Origin of the sequence: Streptantibioticus cattleyicolor NRRL 8057 = DSM 46488, assembly GCF_000240165.1 — a bacterium.
Classification (GTDB): domain Bacteria; phylum Actinomycetota; class Actinomycetes; order Streptomycetales; family Streptomycetaceae; genus Streptantibioticus; species Streptantibioticus cattleyicolor.
On the sequence record NC_017585.1, the window covers coordinates 867,760 to 883,321 of the forward strand.

The following is a 15,562-nucleotide window of genomic DNA, read 5'->3' on the forward strand; positions in this document are numbered from 1 at the left end:
AGCCCCCACCACCCGGCAGGTGCCCATGACCACGACAGTCCCGCCGTCCGGCCGCGCCCGCGCCGCCGCCCCCGGCGCACGCCCCCGTACCCTCGACGAATGGCGGCCGGAGGACCCCGCCTTCTGGGCGGCCACCGGCGCCCGGGTGGCCCGGCGCAACCTGGTCCACTCGGTGCTCACCGAACACATCGGCTTCTCGGTGTGGAGCCTGTGGTCGGCGCTGGTGCTCTTCCTCGGCCCGGAATACCACATCGACCCGGCCGGCAAGTTCCTGCTGACCGCGGTGCCCACGGCCGTCGGATCGGCGCTGCGGCTGCCGTACACCTTCGCGGTGGCCCGGTTCGGCGGACGCAACTGGACGGTGTTCAGCGCCCTGTTGCTGCTGGTGCCCACCGTCGCCGCCGCCGTGCTGCTGCGCCCCGGCGTACCGTACGGAACCCTGCTGGCGCTCGCCGCGGTGGCCGGGGTGGGCGGCGGCAACTTCGCCTCCTCGATGGCCAACATCAACGCCTTCTACCCGCAGCACCTCAAGGGGCGCGCGCTGGGCATCAACGCCGGCGGCGGCAACGTCGGCGTGGCCGCCGTGCAACTCGTCGGACTGCTGGTGCTCGCCACCGCCGGCGCCGCCCACCCGCGGCTGCTGCCCGGCGTCTACCTGCCGCTCGTGGTGCTCGCCGCGCTCGGCGCCGCGCTGCGGATGGACAACCTGCCGGCCACCGGTACCGGCGCGGACCGGCGGGCGCTGCGCGAGATCCTTCGGCTGCCGCACACCTGGGTGGTCTCCCTGCTGTACGTGGGCACCTTCGGCTCGTTCATCGGGTTCGGCTTCGCCTTCGGACAGGTCCTCCAGGTCCAGTTCCACCAGCAGTTCGACACCCCGCTCAAGGCCGCGTACCTGACGTTCCTCGGGCCGCTGGCCGGATCGCTGGCGCGTCCGCTGGGCGGGGCGCTCGCCGACCGGTGGGGCGGGGCGCGGGTGACGCTGGCCGCCTTCGCGGCGATGGCGGCCGGCGCGCTCACCGTGCTGATCGCCTCCCGCACCGCCTCGCTCGCCCTCTTCCTCACCGGGTTCGTGGCGCTCTTCGTCCTCAGCGGCGTGGGCAACGGGTCGACGTACAAGATGATCCCGGCCGTCTTCCAGGCCCGGGCCCGCGCCGCCGAACGGGCCGGCGCCGATCCGGCCGCCGCCGGTGCCACCGCCCGCCGGCACGCCACCGCGCTGATCGGACTCGCCGGAGCCGTCGGCGGGTTCGGCGGCGTCCTGGTCAACCTCGCCTTCCGGCAGACGTTCCTGACCGCGCACCACGGCGACCCGGCCTACCTCGCCTTCCTCGCCGCCTACGGGGTGTGCGCGCTGGTCACCTGGGGCGTATACCTGCGACCGGGGGCCCGCACGCCCGGGGTGTGAACGGCCCCCGGGCGCTTCACCGGCCGGCCCACGACCACCGTCTCCGCCTCGGCCACCCCGAGCCCGCCGAGGTCACGCGTGACGAACCGGTACAGATCCGCCAGGTCCCGCAGCCACACCGCGGCGTACAGATTGGCCGCCCCGCGGTGGCGAACGCCCCGTGCACCGCCGGATGACGGGCGAGCGCGCGCCCCACCGCGTCCAGCCGGGCCGGGGCCACCCGCATCAGCACGTTGGCGTCCACGGCGAGCCCGAGCCGCCGCACGTCCGCCCAGACCTCGGTGCGCAGCAGCCCGCGTCCGCTCAGCGCGGCGATCCGGCGGCGCACCGTGGAGTCGGGGTGCCCGCAGGCGGCGGCGACCGCGGCGGCCGGGGCGCGGGCGTCGTCCCGCAACGCGGCGAGCACGTCCCGGTCCACGGCGTCCAGGCCGCGGGCGGCGGCGGGGGCCGGACGCGGCGGGGCCAGCGCCGCCCGCTCGGCGGGGGTGAGCACGTCGTGGCGCCAGTCGGAGGAGTAGGCGAACACGTGCACCACCTGCGCCGCGGTGACCGAGGTGACCGCCCGGGTGGCGGTCAGCCGCCGGAACACCAGCGCGTCCCGCGCGCCCGCGGCGCTCACCGCGACGGCGTGGATCTCGTCCCCGGTCGCCGACAGATCCACGTACGGCACGTCCGGGCGGGCCGCGAGCGCGTCGGCGATCACCTCCACCGTGCCGCGCAGCACCTTCACCCGCAGCAGCGTCGCCCCCAGCGCGCCGCCCCGGTCCGGCGCCGCCACCACCCGCACCACCCCGTCCGCGAGGAGCGCGCGCCATCGCCGGTGCACCGTCCGCGCGCTCAGCCCCAGCACCCGCCCGGCCCGCTCGGCGGTGAGCCGCCCGTCGCACTGCAAAGCGGCGATCAGCCGCTGATCCGTGTCGTCGAGGGCATCGACCGCCATCTCACGCGTCATGGTGTCCATTTTCGCTCACCCAGCGGGCACCGAGCGCCGAAACGTCCCACATCGCGGCCACGCTGGTGATCACCGGCCCTCCCGGGCCGCCCGACGACTCACGGAGCCGCCATGTCCCACGCCGACCTGCTCGCCCCGCTCGCCGCCGCCGTCCGCGACGTCGGCGACCGGCTCGCCGCCGCCCCGCGCCCGGCCGTCGCCGCCACCTTCGAGCAACTCAAGGAGAACTTCGAGGAGTTGGAGGCCCCCTTGGCCGCCGAACTCCGCACGCGTCTGACCCGGCTCCGGCCCGGGGTGCCGTGGGCGGACGAGTTCGGCACCGGCGAGCCGCCCGCCTCGGGGGAGGTGTGGGTGGTGGACGTGATCGACGGCGCGGTGCAGTTCCTGCGCGGGCTGCCGCACTTCTGCGTCAGCGTGGCGCTGGTGCGGGACGGCGAGCCGGTCGCCGCCGCGCTGTACGCGCCGCTGCTCGGCGAGACCTACCTGGCCGCCGCCGGTCACGGCGCCACCCGGGACGGACGGCCGGTCACGCCCTCGGCCACCACCGACCTCGCGGCGGCCGTGGTGGCGACCGGCCAACCCCCGTTCCCCGCCCGCCAACCGGGGACGGCCCGCGCCGCGGGCGCCTCGCTCACCGCCGTCCTGCCCGCCGTGGCCGCGGTACGCAACCTCGGCCCCACCTCCTGGCAGATCGCCGACACCGCCGCCGGCCGCCTCGACGCCTTCTGGCTCCACGGCCACGACGCCGCCAACCTCCTCCCCGGCGCCCTCGTCGCCCGCGAAGCCGGCGCCCTCGTCACCGACCTCACCGGCCACCCCTGGCACCCGGGCGCCGCAGGTTTCCTGACCGCGCCGCCGACGGTGCACGGGGGGTTGCTGCCGCTGTTGTCGCCACCGGCTCGCGGGTGAGCGCCGCCGGTGCCGAGCCCGCGGTGCGCGGCACCGGGTCACGGCGCGGGTCCGTCGGCGGGCCGCGCCACGGGGGGCGCCGTGGTATAGGCTTCGAAGACGTCGGGCGACGGCACCGCACCGCCGCCGTCACGACATCTCCCGCGTGCGCCGTACGGCGTCAGCGGGCGACGACCGGCCCTGGTCGGCGATCCCCCCCCGTGCCGACCAGGGCCACCCTCATCCCGTGCCGTCCGGGTCCCGGAGCAGGGCGTTCACCACCCGGCCGAACAGCAGGCGTGCCGTCCATCGCGTCGGCGCGTCGAAGAGTTGTGGTAGCCCGGCGATCCGTACCGCCTCGCGCCATACCACCCGGGCCCCGCCGGCCGCCGGCTCCACCTCGATCTCGGCCCATCCGACGACCACCCGGCCCCGCTTCTCCAGCCGGCAGCGCCCGGACGCCGTACCGCACGGCGGCTCCCAGCGGACCACCTCCATCGGGTCCTCGAAGCCGGCCCCGGCGATTCCGGTACGGGCGACCACCAGCGAGCCGGTCCGGGTAAACCCGGCGGCACCACCGCGACGGTGGTCAACGGGGTGTGGACGCCGTGCCGTTCCCACGCGGTCAGCCGCCGCCACGCCTCCCCGGGCGGCAGCGCGGTACGCCGTTCCACCCGGATCACCGGCATCGGCCGCCACCCCGGCTCACGACGGCGGCCACTGCGCCACGGCGTCCGGTTCCGCGGCGGTGTCGTGCCCCTCCCACACCAGCACCCGCATCGCGGCCGGCGTCCCGCCGGGGGCGTTCCTGCGGTCCGCGACGGCCGCGGCCAGCTCGTGCCGCGCGCACTCCTCGGGCGTCCCGGCGAAACCGATCCGCTCCCCGTCCGGCCGCTCCGTCCGCCACTCACCCGCCCGGTCGGACACCTGCACCACCCGGCGGTACAACGCCATGACCAACCTCCCTGACCCCGCCATTGTCGTCCACACGCTCCCGCCCCCGCATCCGGAGCGGGACCGTGCGGAACGCGGGGCCGTCACCGGTGCGGCACGGCACCGCCGTCCAGCCCCCAGAAGAGCCCGGTGTAGTAGGTGGAGCAGATGGCGTCCAGGAAGTACGCGCCGACGGCACCGCACGCGTCGGCCGCCGAGCCGGGGTGGACGGCGAGGCCGTGGCCCAAGCCGGCCACCGAGTAGACCTCGACGGCCGGGCGGCCGGACCCGTCGGCGTAGACGCTCGCGGTGGTGCCGCCGGGCAGGCTCACCGTGCCGGACGGGGTCTGCCCGATGCCCCACACGTCCGTCCACTGGTCGCGCAGTTCGGTGGCGTTGACCGGGCGGACGGTGTAGTCGGCGGTGCCCTGCCAGATCGCCACCCGGGGCCACGGACCGGCGTGGCCGGGGTCCGAGCGGCGCACCTTGTCGCCCCACTGCGCCGGGGTGAGCCCCTGGTCGCCCGACTGGCAGCCGTACGCGGCCGTCAGCGAGGCGGCGCACTGGGCGGGCAGCCCCGAGTCGATCGCGCCGCCGGCGAAGACATCGGGGTAGTCGGCGAGCAGATCGGCCGCCATGCCGCCGCCGGCCGACAGTCCGGTGACGTAGACGCGGTGCGGGTCGCCGCCGTACTGCCGCAGCGCGTACCCGGTCATCTGCGCCACCGAGGCCGCCTCGCCGACGCCCCGGGCGTCCTTGGCCGGATCGAACCAACTGAAGCAGGACATCAGGTTGTTGGCCGTGGTGGTCTGCGGGAGGACCACCGCGAAACGCCACAGGTCGGCGTACTTGGCCCAGCCCGAGTCGGCGTAGTAGTCGTCCGCCGACTGGGTGCAGCCGTGCAGCGCCACCACCAGCGGCGCCCCGGCGGGCAGCCCGGCGGGGGCGTACTCGTACATCTGGAGGTTGCCCGGGTTCGAGCCGAACCCGGTGATCTGGCGCAGGGTGCCGTCCGCCGCGAAGGCGCCGGGTACGTCACCGGCGGTGACCGCCAACGCGGCGAGGAGGCAGAGCGCGACGAACGACGCCAGGCGCCGGGTCGCGTCGCGTACCGTCGAGATGCGCATGGGTGCTCCCGGATCGTGACCGTGGCGGGGCGGCCCGTGCGTCGGCGTGGCGTCGCGGACCGTCCTAACCCGCTTGCTGTGACGGCAGGTTAGGACGGTGGGACGGCCCCGCCCATGGGACGGCGGTCCATGCGGACGGCGGCGGGTGTGGTGGCCGTCACCATTGCCTCCCTCCGGCTCGCCCGTGCGGGCGCCGGGGTCAGCCGGTCGCCACCACCGCGCACACCGTCTTGCCGGCGGCGTGGCTCTCCACCTCGACCGACGTGGACAGCCGGCGCACCAGCGGCCAGCCGAAGCCGCCGCCGCCGTGCAGATCGGGGGTACGGGGGCGGGGCGGGGTGGGGTCGAGGTCGGAGACGGCGATCCGCACGCCCTCCGCCACGCCGGTCAGCTCGATCGAGCACACCTCGGAACGGGCGTGGCGCACGGCGTTGGTGACCAGCTCGGAGACGACCAGGTCGATGGCGTCGGCCACCTCGGCCGGTGCCGGCGACGGCAGGCCGCCGAGGAAGTCACGGGCCATCCGCCGGGCCCGTGCCGCAGTGTCGGCTCCGCACGCCAGCGTGGCCCGTACCGAGGAGACGGCCCCCGCCGTCCGGCCGGTGATCGTCACCGCGCATCAACCCCCCTCGTACCGGCGCCCCCCGTCAGGGCAGGTGACGCACCACCGGCTCAGGTCCGTTCGAGAGGGTCACCCGGCGTACGGGGGTTCCGCCGGGTGACCCGTCCACTCTCCTTCCCCGCTTCGCGCCGGACATGCCTGTCCGAATCGAGGCGCCTGGCGCTACCCGCCGGAGCCGTGCGCCGCCGGGCCCGGACCCAGTACGTGTTCCCGGCCCCACGCCCCAGCGGGGCCGGCGCCTCGTTGAGCGAGACGCCCAGCGGGGTCGGCGAGTACGCGACGCGCGGCGGCACCTCGTCGTACACCTCGCGGTGGACGATGCCGTCCTGCTCCAGCTCGCGCAGATGGGAGGCGAGCACCTTTTGCCTGGCTCACCGCCGGGCAGCCGCTCACCGTCTGGAGCCGCGACCCGGCCAAGGCGGCGCCGCCGGCCGCCCTCGGTGCCCGGGTGGCCGGCAGCGCGGCGGAGGCGGTGGCGGCGGCCCGGCTGGTCGTGGTCTGCCTCCTCGACGACGCCTCGGTCGGCGCGACGCCGGTGCTGGACGGCGGGATCATGGCCGTGCCGCCGATGATCCGGGAAACGCTGGCGGTGCCGGCCGGCACCCGGTACGTGGGCGACGACCCGGGGCTCGCCGCGTCGCACGACGTGGCGTCGCTGAGCGCGACGTACGGGATGTTCGCCGGCATCACGCACGCCTTCGCGCTGATCAGGTCGGCGGACGTGGCCCCGGGCGAGTTCGCCCCGCTGCTCGCCGGGTGGCTGACCGGGGATGGCGGGATCGGTGTACCGCACGGCGGAACACATCGAGTACGGCGACCACGCCAAGGACGTGGTCTCCACCCTGGCCATGCGGGTGGCCGGCGCCCCGACGCTGCTGGGCACCGCCGCCGAGCAGGGCGTCAGCCCCGAACCGCTCACCCCGGAGCGGTGGAACTGCTGGTCCGCGACGGTGCCGCGCGGGGCGGTCGAACGCCCCGCGCGGCACCGTCACGTCCACCTCCCCGCGGGGCTACCCGGCCCGGCCGATCCGCCAGCCGTCCACCGACGGACCGCGCCGGTAGACGGTGTCGGGCTGCACCGGCTCGCACAGCGCCACCAGCACCTCACCCGCGCGCAACGTCACGGTACGGGTGACCGAGGTGCCGCCGCGGGTCCGGGTGACCGCGAACTCCAACTCGTGGGTGCCTGGCGGCAGCGCCGCGAACTTGGGGAACTTCGAGGTCTTGCTGCACATGCACAGCCGCTTGCCGCCCTCCCGGACCGAGACCACGCTCGACCGGGAGGAGACGCCGCGGACCGGTTCGTGGATCGCGGCGTGCAGCAGGACCCCGGCGGCGCCGTCCCGCCGGGCGCGCCGCAGCAGCCGCCGGGCGCTCCAGGGGAGCTTCTCGTCCGGCTGGAGTTCGGTCACGTGGGCCGGTTCGTCCGTCATACCGGGGTCCTTTCCGCGGGTGTCAGTTGTCCGGGCAGGAACTGTGGTCGGTCAAGTCTCCTCCGGTCAGGGTGCCGACGCCGGACCAGAGGACCGACTGCGAGTTGAGGGCGAAGGCGTACCCGCGGAACATCCAGGAAATCCCCTTCGTCAACCAGCGGGTGAGGAAGAAGCTCTCGGCGGCGGCCTCTTCGGCGAGCTTGTCCGCGTACCTGCCGGCCGCGAAGCCGCCCGCGGACAGCCCGAGGCTGGCTGCCCCGATGACGCAACTGCCCCACTGCTGGCGTGCGCAGGAGTCGGCGGTGGTGGCGACGCTGAGCACGGTGCCGGTGATCAGCGCCGCGTCGGCGACCCAGCCGAGCGGGGTGACCATGGAGATCACGCCGAGCCCGACCTCGGCCCAGCCCAGCGCGGTCTGGTGGGCGTCCACCCAGTCGTCCGCGGTCTTCACCGCCGAGCCCACCGCCTTGGCCGCGCTGCACGCCCAGCCGAAACCGGACCAGCACAACCCGGTGACGTCGGTGAGGTTGAGCGGGTTGTCGTCGGTGTAGGCGTACGGCTGGCCGGTCTTGCCCACCGCCGGGTCGACGGTGAGGAACTGCGCGGTGGCCGGGTCGTAGTAGCGGGCGCGCAGGTAGACCAGGCCGGTCTCGGAATCGGTGTACTGGCCGGTGAAGAGCAGCGGTGTGGTGGCCGTCCCGGTGTGCTGGACGACGGCGCCGTAGGCGGTGTAGTCGTATCCGGCGACCACGGTCCCGCTCGCGTCGGTCAGGGCGCGGGTGGAGCCGACCTGGTCGTGGAAGTACCACTGCCGCGCGCTGCCGGATATCTGCTCCACCGGCAGCCCGCCGGGCCCGTACAGATAGCAGGTGGTGCCGTCCGAAAGGAGCACCGGGGTCTGTCCGGCGTCCCAGGTGAACGCGGTCGTGGTGGTGCCCACCGTCTTGGCGGCCCGCAGTCCGGTGCCGTCGTAGGAGTAGCTCGCGCCGACCGTGCCCGAGGTCACCGAGGTGAGGTGGCCGGCCTGGTCGTAGCCGTAGCCGGTGGTCCCGGCGGTGCCGGTGGCCTTGGTGCGGTCGCCGCGGGCGTCGTAGGTGTAGGTGGTGGCCCCGCTCGGCGGGCTCGCGCAGGACGGGCTCGTCGGCATGGTGCCGGTGGTGGACCAGCACAGCTCCCCGGCGGCGTCGAACTGCTGGCCGGTGCCGCCGAGTTGGACGGGGTTGTCGGCCTGGTCGTAGCCGTAGCCGGTGGTGGCCGAGCCGGCGGTCGCCGACTGCAGCTGTTCGCGCGCGGTGTACTGGTAGCTCTGCGCGCTGCCGGGGACGCCGGTGCGGGTGTCGCCGGTGAGCTGTCCGGCGTTGTCCCGGGTGTAGCCGAGGGCGGCCAGGGTGGACGAACCCGCGGTCAGGGTGTCGGAGGACGGCTTGCCGGAGTCGTCGAACCGGGTGGTGGCGGTGGCGCCGTTGGGGTAGGTGGTGGACTGCCAGGCGCCGTCGGCGTTGTAGCCGAACGTGGTCGCCTTGCCGCCCCAGTCGGTCACCCCGCTCAGCCGGCCCGCCTTGTCGTAGGAACGGGTGACGGTGCCGGTGGCGGCGCCCGGGTAGGTGATCGAGGTCTGCGCGCCGGCCGCGTCGTAGCCGTAGCCCACGGTCGAGCCGGCCCCGTTGGTCTGCGAGACCACCTCGCCGAAGACGTCGTAGGACCAGGTGCTGGTGCCGGTGGCGTCGGTCATGTTGGTGCGGTGGCCCATGGCGTCGTAGCCGATGACGCTGACCGCCGGGGTGGTGCCGTCGGAGTAGCTGACCGACGCGGTGTGGCCGGCCGGGTCGTAGGTGTAGGTGGTGGTGGCCCCCGAGGGGTCGGTGACCGTCTTGAGGCGCCCGGCCGCGTCGTACGCCGAGACCGTCTTGCGGCCGGCCGGGTCGGTGGTGGAGGTACGGCGGCCCTGGGCGTCGTAGCCGTACGTCGTCTGCGCGCCGGAGCCGTCGGTGGTGGCGGCCACCGTGCCGTCGGCGTTGTACGCGGTCTTCGTCACGGTGCCGTCGGCCTGGGTAAGGGTGGTGCGCCGGTCGGCATTGTCGTAACCGTAGGTGGTCCGGCGTCCGTTGGCGTCGGTGGCCGAGGTCTGGTCGCCGTCGGCGTCGTAGGCCGCCGTGACGGTGTGGCCCTGGGGGTCGGTGGTGGTGGTCTTGTTGCCCCAGGCGTCGTAGGCGTAGGTGGTGCACCCCTTGGCCGGCGGGGTGCAGCCGGGCTTGGTGCCGGCCGCGCTGCCGGAGGGGGAGACCTGGGAGGTCAGCAGCGACCGGTTGGTGTCGTAGCCGTACTGCGTCTCGTCGCCCGCCGGGTCGGTCACCGAGGTGATGTCGCCCTGGGCGTCGTAGGTGGTGCTGGTGGTGTTGCCGCGGGCGTCCACGGCCCGGGTGGCGTCGCCGGGGTGGGCGCTGTCGTCGTAGTAGGTGGCGGTGGTGCGGGCGGGCACGCTGCCGTCGGCGGGCTGTGCGGTGGTGCTGGTCACCAGCCCGTAGCCCGTGCCGCCGGCCGCGATGTGCCCCGCCTCGTCGTACGCGTAGTCGGTGCGCAGCCCCGAGGGGTCGATGACGGTCAGCAGGTTGTCGTTGTCGTCGTAGGCGTGGGTGGTGGTGAAGCCGCGGGCGTCACTGGCGGAGATCTGGTTGCCGTGGTCGTCGTAGGCGAAGGTCTGCAGGTTGCCGTCCGGGTCGCTGACCGAGGTGACGCCCAGGCTCACCGGGTCGTAGGTGTACGTCCAGGTGCCGGCGTCCGCCGTGCCGTAGCCCTTGGTCTCCGACTGGAGCAGCCCGTTGGCGTAGGTGTCCAGCGTCTTGTGGCCGGCCGGGTCGGTCACCAGGGTCTGCCCGGCGGACAGCCCCGTCCCGGAGTCGGGGCCGTAGGTGAACGTGGTGGTGTGGCCGAGCGGGTCGGTCTGGCTGATCACCCGTTCCGAGCCGTCGTACGTCATCGAGGTGACCGGCGCCGGGGTGTCGGTGCTGCCGTAATGGGCCGGTGAGCGCAGCGAGTTGAGCAGGTGCGCCGAGGTGTAGCCGTACTGGGTGTGGTCGTCGTCCTTCAGGGAGGGGCTGCGGGTGGTGCCGACACCGTAGACGTCGGTGAGGTTGTCGTTGGCGTCGTAGCCGTAGGTGACGGTGCGGCCGGCGGAGTCGGTCAGCCCCGTGATGTGGCCGCCGGTCCAGGTCAGGGTGTAGACCCGGCCGCCGGGGTCGGTGATGGTGTGCAGATGGCCGCCGGTGTCGTAGGCGAGCTGTGTCGCGTACGGCGGGTTGGCCTTGCTGCCCACCAGATCGGTCTCGGACAGCAGCCGTCCGGTCGCGGCGTCGAAGGTGAAGACCTGCTTCGACTTGCGGGTGAAGACGTAGCTGGTGCCCGACTTCACCAGCGTGGCGTCGTACCGCGGCGCGCTCGGGGCGTACGTGCCCTGGGAGTCGGTGAAGGTGACCTGCGAGCCGTCCTCCTGCTTGACGGTCACCGCGCCGCTGCCGCTGTCGGTGGCGGCGGACAGGTTGTAGGAGTAGGTCCACCCCCAGCCGAACGGACCGTCCTGGGCCAGCGCCGAGTTGGGGCCGGACGGGCTGGCCGTCGCGGAGGCGTAGGTGCGGGTGAAGTCCAGCGGCATGCCGCGGCCGGGCGTGGACAGGTCGGTGAAGGTCTCACCGAAGTAACCGGTGCTGGTGTCCACCGGGTCGCCCGCGGTGCGCCGCACGCAGCCGCACTGCACCCACGCCGGGTTGCTGCCCTTGGGCGCGTCCTGCACCTGCGGCGGGCCGCCGATCGGCTGGCCGGGGGTGCCGCCCTCCGGGATGAAGGCGACGGCGTCGTAGGCCACGTCGTAGTCGGCGTAGTTGATGTTGCCGGAACCGGTGATGTCGCTCTTGTTGGTGAGGGAGACCGTGGCGCCGTTCTCCATGGCGAAGGTGCCGATGGTGACCCACTGCTCGGAGCCCCAGTCCTGGTTGACCCGGATCTTCCAGGGGCTGGCGCCGCCGCCGGGGTTGATGGTGTACACCACGTCGGTGGCGGTGGCGGCGGTGGACGGGAAGTGCAGCTTGATCTTGTAGTACTGGAGGCTGGGGAGGCTGGGCGTCCAGGTGCCGGTGTTGATCTCGGCCGGGTTGGAGCCGTCCTCGGTGTGGGTGAACAGGATGTGGCCGCCGAAGCCCACGCCGAGCTGATGGGTGTCGATGGCCCCGATCGGGTTGCCGGAGGCGTCGGTGCCGTAGGCGTAGGTGAAGGTGCCGCCCTGCGACCAGTTGGACGACCCGCAGCCCACCAGGTTCAGCGGTGGCTGGCTCTGCGACTCGTCCACGATCACCGGGGCGCCGTGGCCCTCGTCGTGCACGTGCGTGGTGTCCAGCGAGCAGGACGGCGGATGCGGGTGCGGCTGCACCATGGCCGGCTCGCTCGACCCGGCGCCCGCGGTGTAGGCGCTGGTGGCACAGGTGGTCGAGCAGTCCGGGACGAAGGTGACCGGCTGGTGCCACCAGCACTCGTAGTCGGACAGCGAGCAGTAGGACGAGCTCTGGGCGCCGGTCGGGTCGCACTTGTTGTCACTGGTGCAGAAGGCGTCCACCGGCGGGATCTGCAGCCACGTCGAGCCGCCGTGGTAGTCGGGCTTGTCGTAGGCCGCCTGGTTGAAGCGGAGGATCGGGGAGCCCATCCAGCCCATGATGCGTTCTTGGTACGGCCAGTTCCCCGGGTGGGCGGCGTCGGCGTAGGAGTCCCGCAGGTACGGCGGACGGGTGGGCGGGTAGTCGGGGTTGCGCGGGTTGTTGGCCCAGCCCAGGCCCCAGGTGCCGTCCGGGCCGGTGCAACTCGGGCCCGGGGTGCAGCCGGTGGTGTTGCCGAACGCGGCGGTGGGCTGGATGCCGGAGTTGTAGGCCCAGGCGGCGAAGTACCAGTTCTCCAGGTAGCGCGGGTCGCCGCCGTTGACGGTGATGCCGGCGTCGTAGAGCTGGTTCCAGGTGCGCTCTAGGATCTGCAGCCCGGCGGCCACGTTCTCCTGGTAGTCCACCGCGATCTTCCACTGGCCGTGCACGGAGTACGTGGTGTCGCCGGCGGACATGCCGTTGGTGACCTGGCCCAGCCCGTAACCGCAGTCGGCCTTGGCGTAGTTCATGGTGGAGATGGATCCGCCGGCGCCGTAGTAGTCGGCGATCAGCGGGTTGCCCGGGATGCCCGGCAGCGAGTGCCAGGACGCCTGGCTGTAGTTGCTCTCCTGGGCCACGATGGCCTGGTACACCGAGCGCGGCACCGAGTCCCAGCTGTCACCGGACGGGTGGTGGAGCGCCACCTTGCCGAAGTCGCCGTTGGGCGAGTAGGCGACGAGCCCCAGGTTGGCGAAGTTGGCGGGGCGCTGGTACGCCGAGCCGGTCAGCAGCCCCTGCTCGGCCATCTGCACCGCCCACGACACCTGGGCCGTGCCGGGCTGCATCACCTGCCGGTTCTCCTCGTTGCGGCCCACCGCGCACTTGGGCGTCGCGGTCAGCGGGGAGACCGTCCCCCTGACGCCCGCCGACGACGGGGTGAGCCCGCCCGCGGCACCGCCGAACGCGCCGGGCGGCGGCACCGGCAGCACGGTGTCCGGCCGCCGGGCCGAGGGCGCGGCGGAGCGCTTGAGCACCTTGCCGGTGCGGGTGGCCAGCACCAGTGGCGCCGACGCGGCGGTCCTGGCGCCGAGGCCCAGCACCGCGCCGCCGTCCAGCGAGACACCGGTGGCGGCACCCGGCAGACCACGGGTGGCGACGGCGCGCACCCCGCTGCCCGGGACCAGGCGGGTGGCCTCCAGCGCCAGGGCGTGGCCCGCCCTGCCCTGCATCAGCCGCAGACCGGTGTGGGTGCCCTCGCCCAGCGTGGTGAGGTGTCCGGAGCGCTCCCGGACGATCAACGAGCTGCGGCCCGCGGCCCGTTGCACCGCGAAGTCCACGCCGCCGCCGGCCGCCGGACGCAGGTCGTAGGCGAGCCCGCCGACCGACGCCAGCGCGACCGGGCGTGCCGTCCGGCCGCCGTCCTCCGGTATCCGCACCAGTTCGCCGCCGAGCACCCCGACCGGCCCGTCACCGGCGGGGACCACGGAGGTCACCTGGCCGGGCACGGTGGTGACGTGGGTGAGGCGTCCGGAGGGCAGATCGGCCGAGAGCACCTGGGTGGCCCGCTGGTCGTTGCCCGGGTCGATGGTGAACTCGGCGGTGTCGCCGGTGCCGCACCCCGGGGTGTGGTACTTGAGCGCCACGCCCGCCGCCACCGGCTTGACCGCGCCGGAGCGCAGGTCGACGGAGTAGGCGAAGGCACCGTGGTCGCGGGCGACGGCCAGGTTCACCGCGGACGCGGGCAGGATCGCCACCGCCGCGTACCGCCCGTCGCCGGAGACGCACTGGTAGCCCGTCCAGGACGAGTCGTCGATGCCCGCCGGGCGCAGCACGGCCAGCTCACGCCAGTCGTAGCCGCCGCTGCCGGTGGCGACGTCCAGGTGGTAACCGGCGCCGTCGCCCCAGCCGTTGACCAGCACGTCGCCGGCGGCGGTGGTCGGCGCGGGCGGCGGGGGAGCGGCGGACGGGGCGGCTCTGGGCGTCGTCGCGGCGATGGCGGGGGAGACCACCCCCGCGGTGAGCGCCAGCGTCAGCGCCACGGCCAGGGCCGAGGCGGGCCGCGAACACCGCGACCGCTCGCCCGGCCCACGTACCGGGCGGTGTCTTCGGCCGCGTGTGACCGTTCCGGCCCCGTCGCGTAATCCTCGGCCGGGCCGGCTGATGCGGTGGAACATGGCGTCCTCCTGGGTGGGCCGGGGGCAGCGCCGGGTGCGCCCGCGCGGTGACGCGCGCGGGCGTGGGTGAAGTCGTCGGCGGGGAGGTGCGGGCAGGGCTCCGCGGCATGCCGTGCCGTCGCGGGTACGCGCCGTCCCCCGCGCGTCACCGGTGCGTTGCCCGTGGTGGGCGGTGCTGCTGCGCCTTGCTTGCTGCGTGGACCGGGTGGAGTGCGGATTGCGGACGTTGCGGCTTCCAGCGGCTGCGGCGCGGGTGCCGTCGTGGGCACCCGGGGCCGCAAGCGCGACGTTGCGTCACTCGGCCACTGAGGGAACCACCGCGCCACCAGGGCGTCAAGGCCGCGCATAACCGGCCGGGAACCGGCCAACTCGCCCCAATCAGCGCGTCGTTCCACAACCACGCCCGGGCGAAGACGGATCTTTCGGTGCCAACGGGACCGTAAATCTTCCTTAAAGGCGGTCTGGACGGTCCCGGTGGCGCCGGGGGCGGCCGGTGGTCACTCGGGGTCGGCGGATATGCGGCCGGAGAGGCGTTCGTAGCGCTGGCGCGCGGCCTGCGGGGTGCCGAGGCCGAGGCCGAAGGCTATCTCCGGCCAGGTGAGGCCCCGGCCCCGGGCCATCTTGAGCAGGCCGGCCTCGATCTCGTCCAGGTCGGCGCGGGCCGCCGGCAGCAGCGTGAGCGCGGCCAGCAGATCCGCGCGGTCCACCTCCGGCTCGTCCTCCTCGTGCTGCGCGGCCCCGCTCAGCAGGAAGGCCACCAGCCGCACCGCCTCGTGCGGAGCGAGCACGTACGGATGCGTCTGACGCCGCCGCCGCTCCTCCGTCGCGGCGTGCCGCTCGGCTATCCGGAACAGCGAGGTGGCCACGCGCTCGGCGCGCGCCTGCTCGGGGCTGGGCGGGGTGAACGGATCTTCGATGGACTCAGGCATGAGTCAATCATGTGTTCGGTTGCGGGCATTGTCAACGGGTTGATGTGAACGAGTTGTTCACTGTGTGGAGTTGGTCCCCGCAGGGTCGGGCAGCACGCCGAGCCTGCCGACCACCCGCTCGCGCAGCAGCAGGTATTCCGCCCAGCGATGCCGGGTCGGCCCCGGGGGACGGCGTACCAGGCGCGGCGCGACGATGCTCTACCCGAGCCGGAACTGATGTACCGAGCCGTACCTCGCCGCACACCAGGTCACCGCCGAGCAGATCGTTGACGAGCAGCGCGGTGATGTCGCAGTGCCCCCACGCCGGGTTGCCCGGGGACCACGGGGCGCGGGCCAGATCGTCGGGGGAGCAGGTGTCCGCGGCCCAACTGGCGCGCAGGGCACGTTCGATGGCGGTGAGGGTCCAGGGCGTCATGACGGCGAGCATCCCACCGGCCACCGACAACGCCCCGCGCCCCAGCGCCGATCGTCCCGCAC

Annotated in this window: 9 protein-coding genes and 4 pseudogenes; 3 read left to right on the top strand and 10 right to left on the bottom strand. The window is 74.1% G+C overall.

Annotated elements, in window-relative coordinates:
• Nucleotides 1-25: 25 nt before the first annotated feature.
• On the top strand, nucleotides 26-1,408 hold the full coding sequence (locus SCATT_RS31530; RefSeq protein ID WP_014151309.1) for a nitrate/nitrite transporter: 1,383 nt from the start codon (nucleotides 26-28) through the stop codon (nucleotides 1,406-1,408).
• Between the two features lie 16 nt (nucleotides 1,409-1,424).
• Here the strand turns inward: SCATT_RS31530 and SCATT_RS31535 are convergent, their stop codons facing one another.
• Nucleotides 1,425-2,360, bottom strand: a complete 936-nt coding sequence (locus SCATT_RS31535; protein ID WP_014151307.1) for an Lrp/AsnC family transcriptional regulator — start codon at nucleotides 2,358-2,360, stop codon at nucleotides 1,425-1,427.
• 111 nt (nucleotides 2,361-2,471) lie between these two features.
• Between SCATT_RS31535 and SCATT_RS31540 the strand changes: the two genes are divergently transcribed.
• Entirely contained in the window at nucleotides 2,472-3,269 is a 798-nt protein-coding gene (locus SCATT_RS31540) for an inositol monophosphatase family protein (protein WP_014151306.1), read from the top strand.
• Between the two features lie 219 nt (nucleotides 3,270-3,488).
• On the opposite strand, the pseudogene SCATT_RS31545 reads toward SCATT_RS31540, so the two are convergent.
• From SCATT_RS31545 to SCATT_RS40645, 5 genes and pseudogenes are all read right to left on the bottom strand, one after another.
• A pseudogene (locus tag SCATT_RS31545) lies at nucleotides 3,489-3,937 on the bottom strand (SRPBCC family protein).
• A gap of 16 nt (nucleotides 3,938-3,953) precedes the next feature.
• Nucleotides 3,954-4,202 (bottom strand): hypothetical protein, encoded by a 249-nt coding sequence (locus tag SCATT_RS31550; protein ID WP_014151304.1) that lies wholly within the window; start codon nucleotides 4,200-4,202, stop codon nucleotides 3,954-3,956.
• Between the two features lie 104 nt (nucleotides 4,203-4,306).
• Nucleotides 4,307-5,308 (bottom strand): annotated as a pseudogene (locus tag SCATT_RS31555) (extracellular catalytic domain type 1 short-chain-length polyhydroxyalkanoate depolymerase); the annotation flags it as partial.
• Nucleotides 5,309-5,507: 199 nt separating this feature from the next.
• Nucleotides 5,508-5,921, bottom strand: a complete 414-nt coding sequence (locus SCATT_RS31560) for an ATP-binding protein (RefSeq protein WP_014151302.1) — start codon at nucleotides 5,919-5,921, stop codon at nucleotides 5,508-5,510.
• Nucleotides 5,922-6,092: 171 nt separating this feature from the next.
• A pseudogene (locus SCATT_RS40645) lies at nucleotides 6,093-6,295 on the bottom strand (winged helix-turn-helix transcriptional regulator); the annotation flags it as partial.
• Between SCATT_RS40645 and SCATT_RS39985 the strand changes: the two are divergent.
• Nucleotides 6,295-6,853 (top strand): annotated as a pseudogene (locus SCATT_RS39985) (imine reductase family protein); the annotation flags it as partial. The pseudogenes SCATT_RS40645 and SCATT_RS39985 overlap by 1 nt on opposite strands.
• An 87-nt stretch (nucleotides 6,854-6,940) precedes the next feature.
• Here SCATT_RS39985 and SCATT_RS31570 read toward each other — a convergent pair.
• The 4 genes from SCATT_RS31570 to SCATT_RS40860 all read right to left on the bottom strand — a co-directional run bounded on the left by SCATT_RS31570 (nucleotide 6,941) and on the right by SCATT_RS40860 (nucleotide 15,512).
• On the bottom strand, nucleotides 6,941-7,363 hold the full coding sequence (locus SCATT_RS31570) for a hypothetical protein (protein ID WP_014151300.1): 423 nt from the start codon (nucleotides 7,361-7,363) through the stop codon (nucleotides 6,941-6,943).
• Between the two features lie 22 nt (nucleotides 7,364-7,385).
• A complete protein-coding gene (locus tag SCATT_RS31575) occupies nucleotides 7,386-14,021 on the bottom strand; it encodes an RHS repeat-associated core domain-containing protein (protein WP_014151299.1) in 6,636 nt (2,211 codons plus the stop codon).
• A gap of 632 nt (nucleotides 14,022-14,653) precedes the next feature.
• A complete protein-coding gene (locus SCATT_RS31580; RefSeq protein WP_014151298.1) occupies nucleotides 14,654-15,085 on the bottom strand; it encodes a hypothetical protein in 432 nt (143 codons plus the stop codon).
• 31 nt (nucleotides 15,086-15,116) lie between these two features.
• Nucleotides 15,117-15,512, bottom strand: coding sequence for a YunG family protein (locus SCATT_RS40860; protein WP_014626911.1), 396 nt, complete (start codon nucleotides 15,510-15,512; stop codon nucleotides 15,117-15,119).
• Nucleotides 15,513-15,562 lie beyond the last annotated feature (50 nt).

Bases quoted from the DNA above. Each gene is read 5' to 3' on its own strand.
- SCATT_RS31530 (WP_014151309.1), top strand. From the start codon at position 26: ATGACCACGACAGTCCCGCCGTCCGGCCGCGCCCGCGCCGCCGCCCCC.
- SCATT_RS40860 (WP_014626911.1), bottom strand. From the start codon at position 15,512: ATGCTCGCCGTCATGACGCCCTGGACCCTCACCGCCATCGAACGTGCC.
- SCATT_RS31540 (WP_014151306.1), top strand. From the start codon at position 2,472: ATGTCCCACGCCGACCTGCTCGCCCCGCTCGCCGCCGCCGTCCGCGAC.
- SCATT_RS31580 (WP_014151298.1), bottom strand. From the start codon at position 15,085: ATGCCTGAGTCCATCGAAGATCCGTTCACCCCGCCCAGCCCCGAGCAG.
- SCATT_RS31535 (WP_014151307.1), bottom strand. From the start codon at position 2,360: ATGACGCGTGAGATGGCGGTCGATGCCCTCGACGACACGGATCAGCGG.
- SCATT_RS31570 (WP_014151300.1), bottom strand. From the start codon at position 7,363: ATGACGGACGAACCGGCCCACGTGACCGAACTCCAGCCGGACGAGAAG.
- SCATT_RS31550 (WP_014151304.1), bottom strand. From the start codon at position 4,202: ATGGCGTTGTACCGCCGGGTGGTGCAGGTGTCCGACCGGGCGGGTGAG.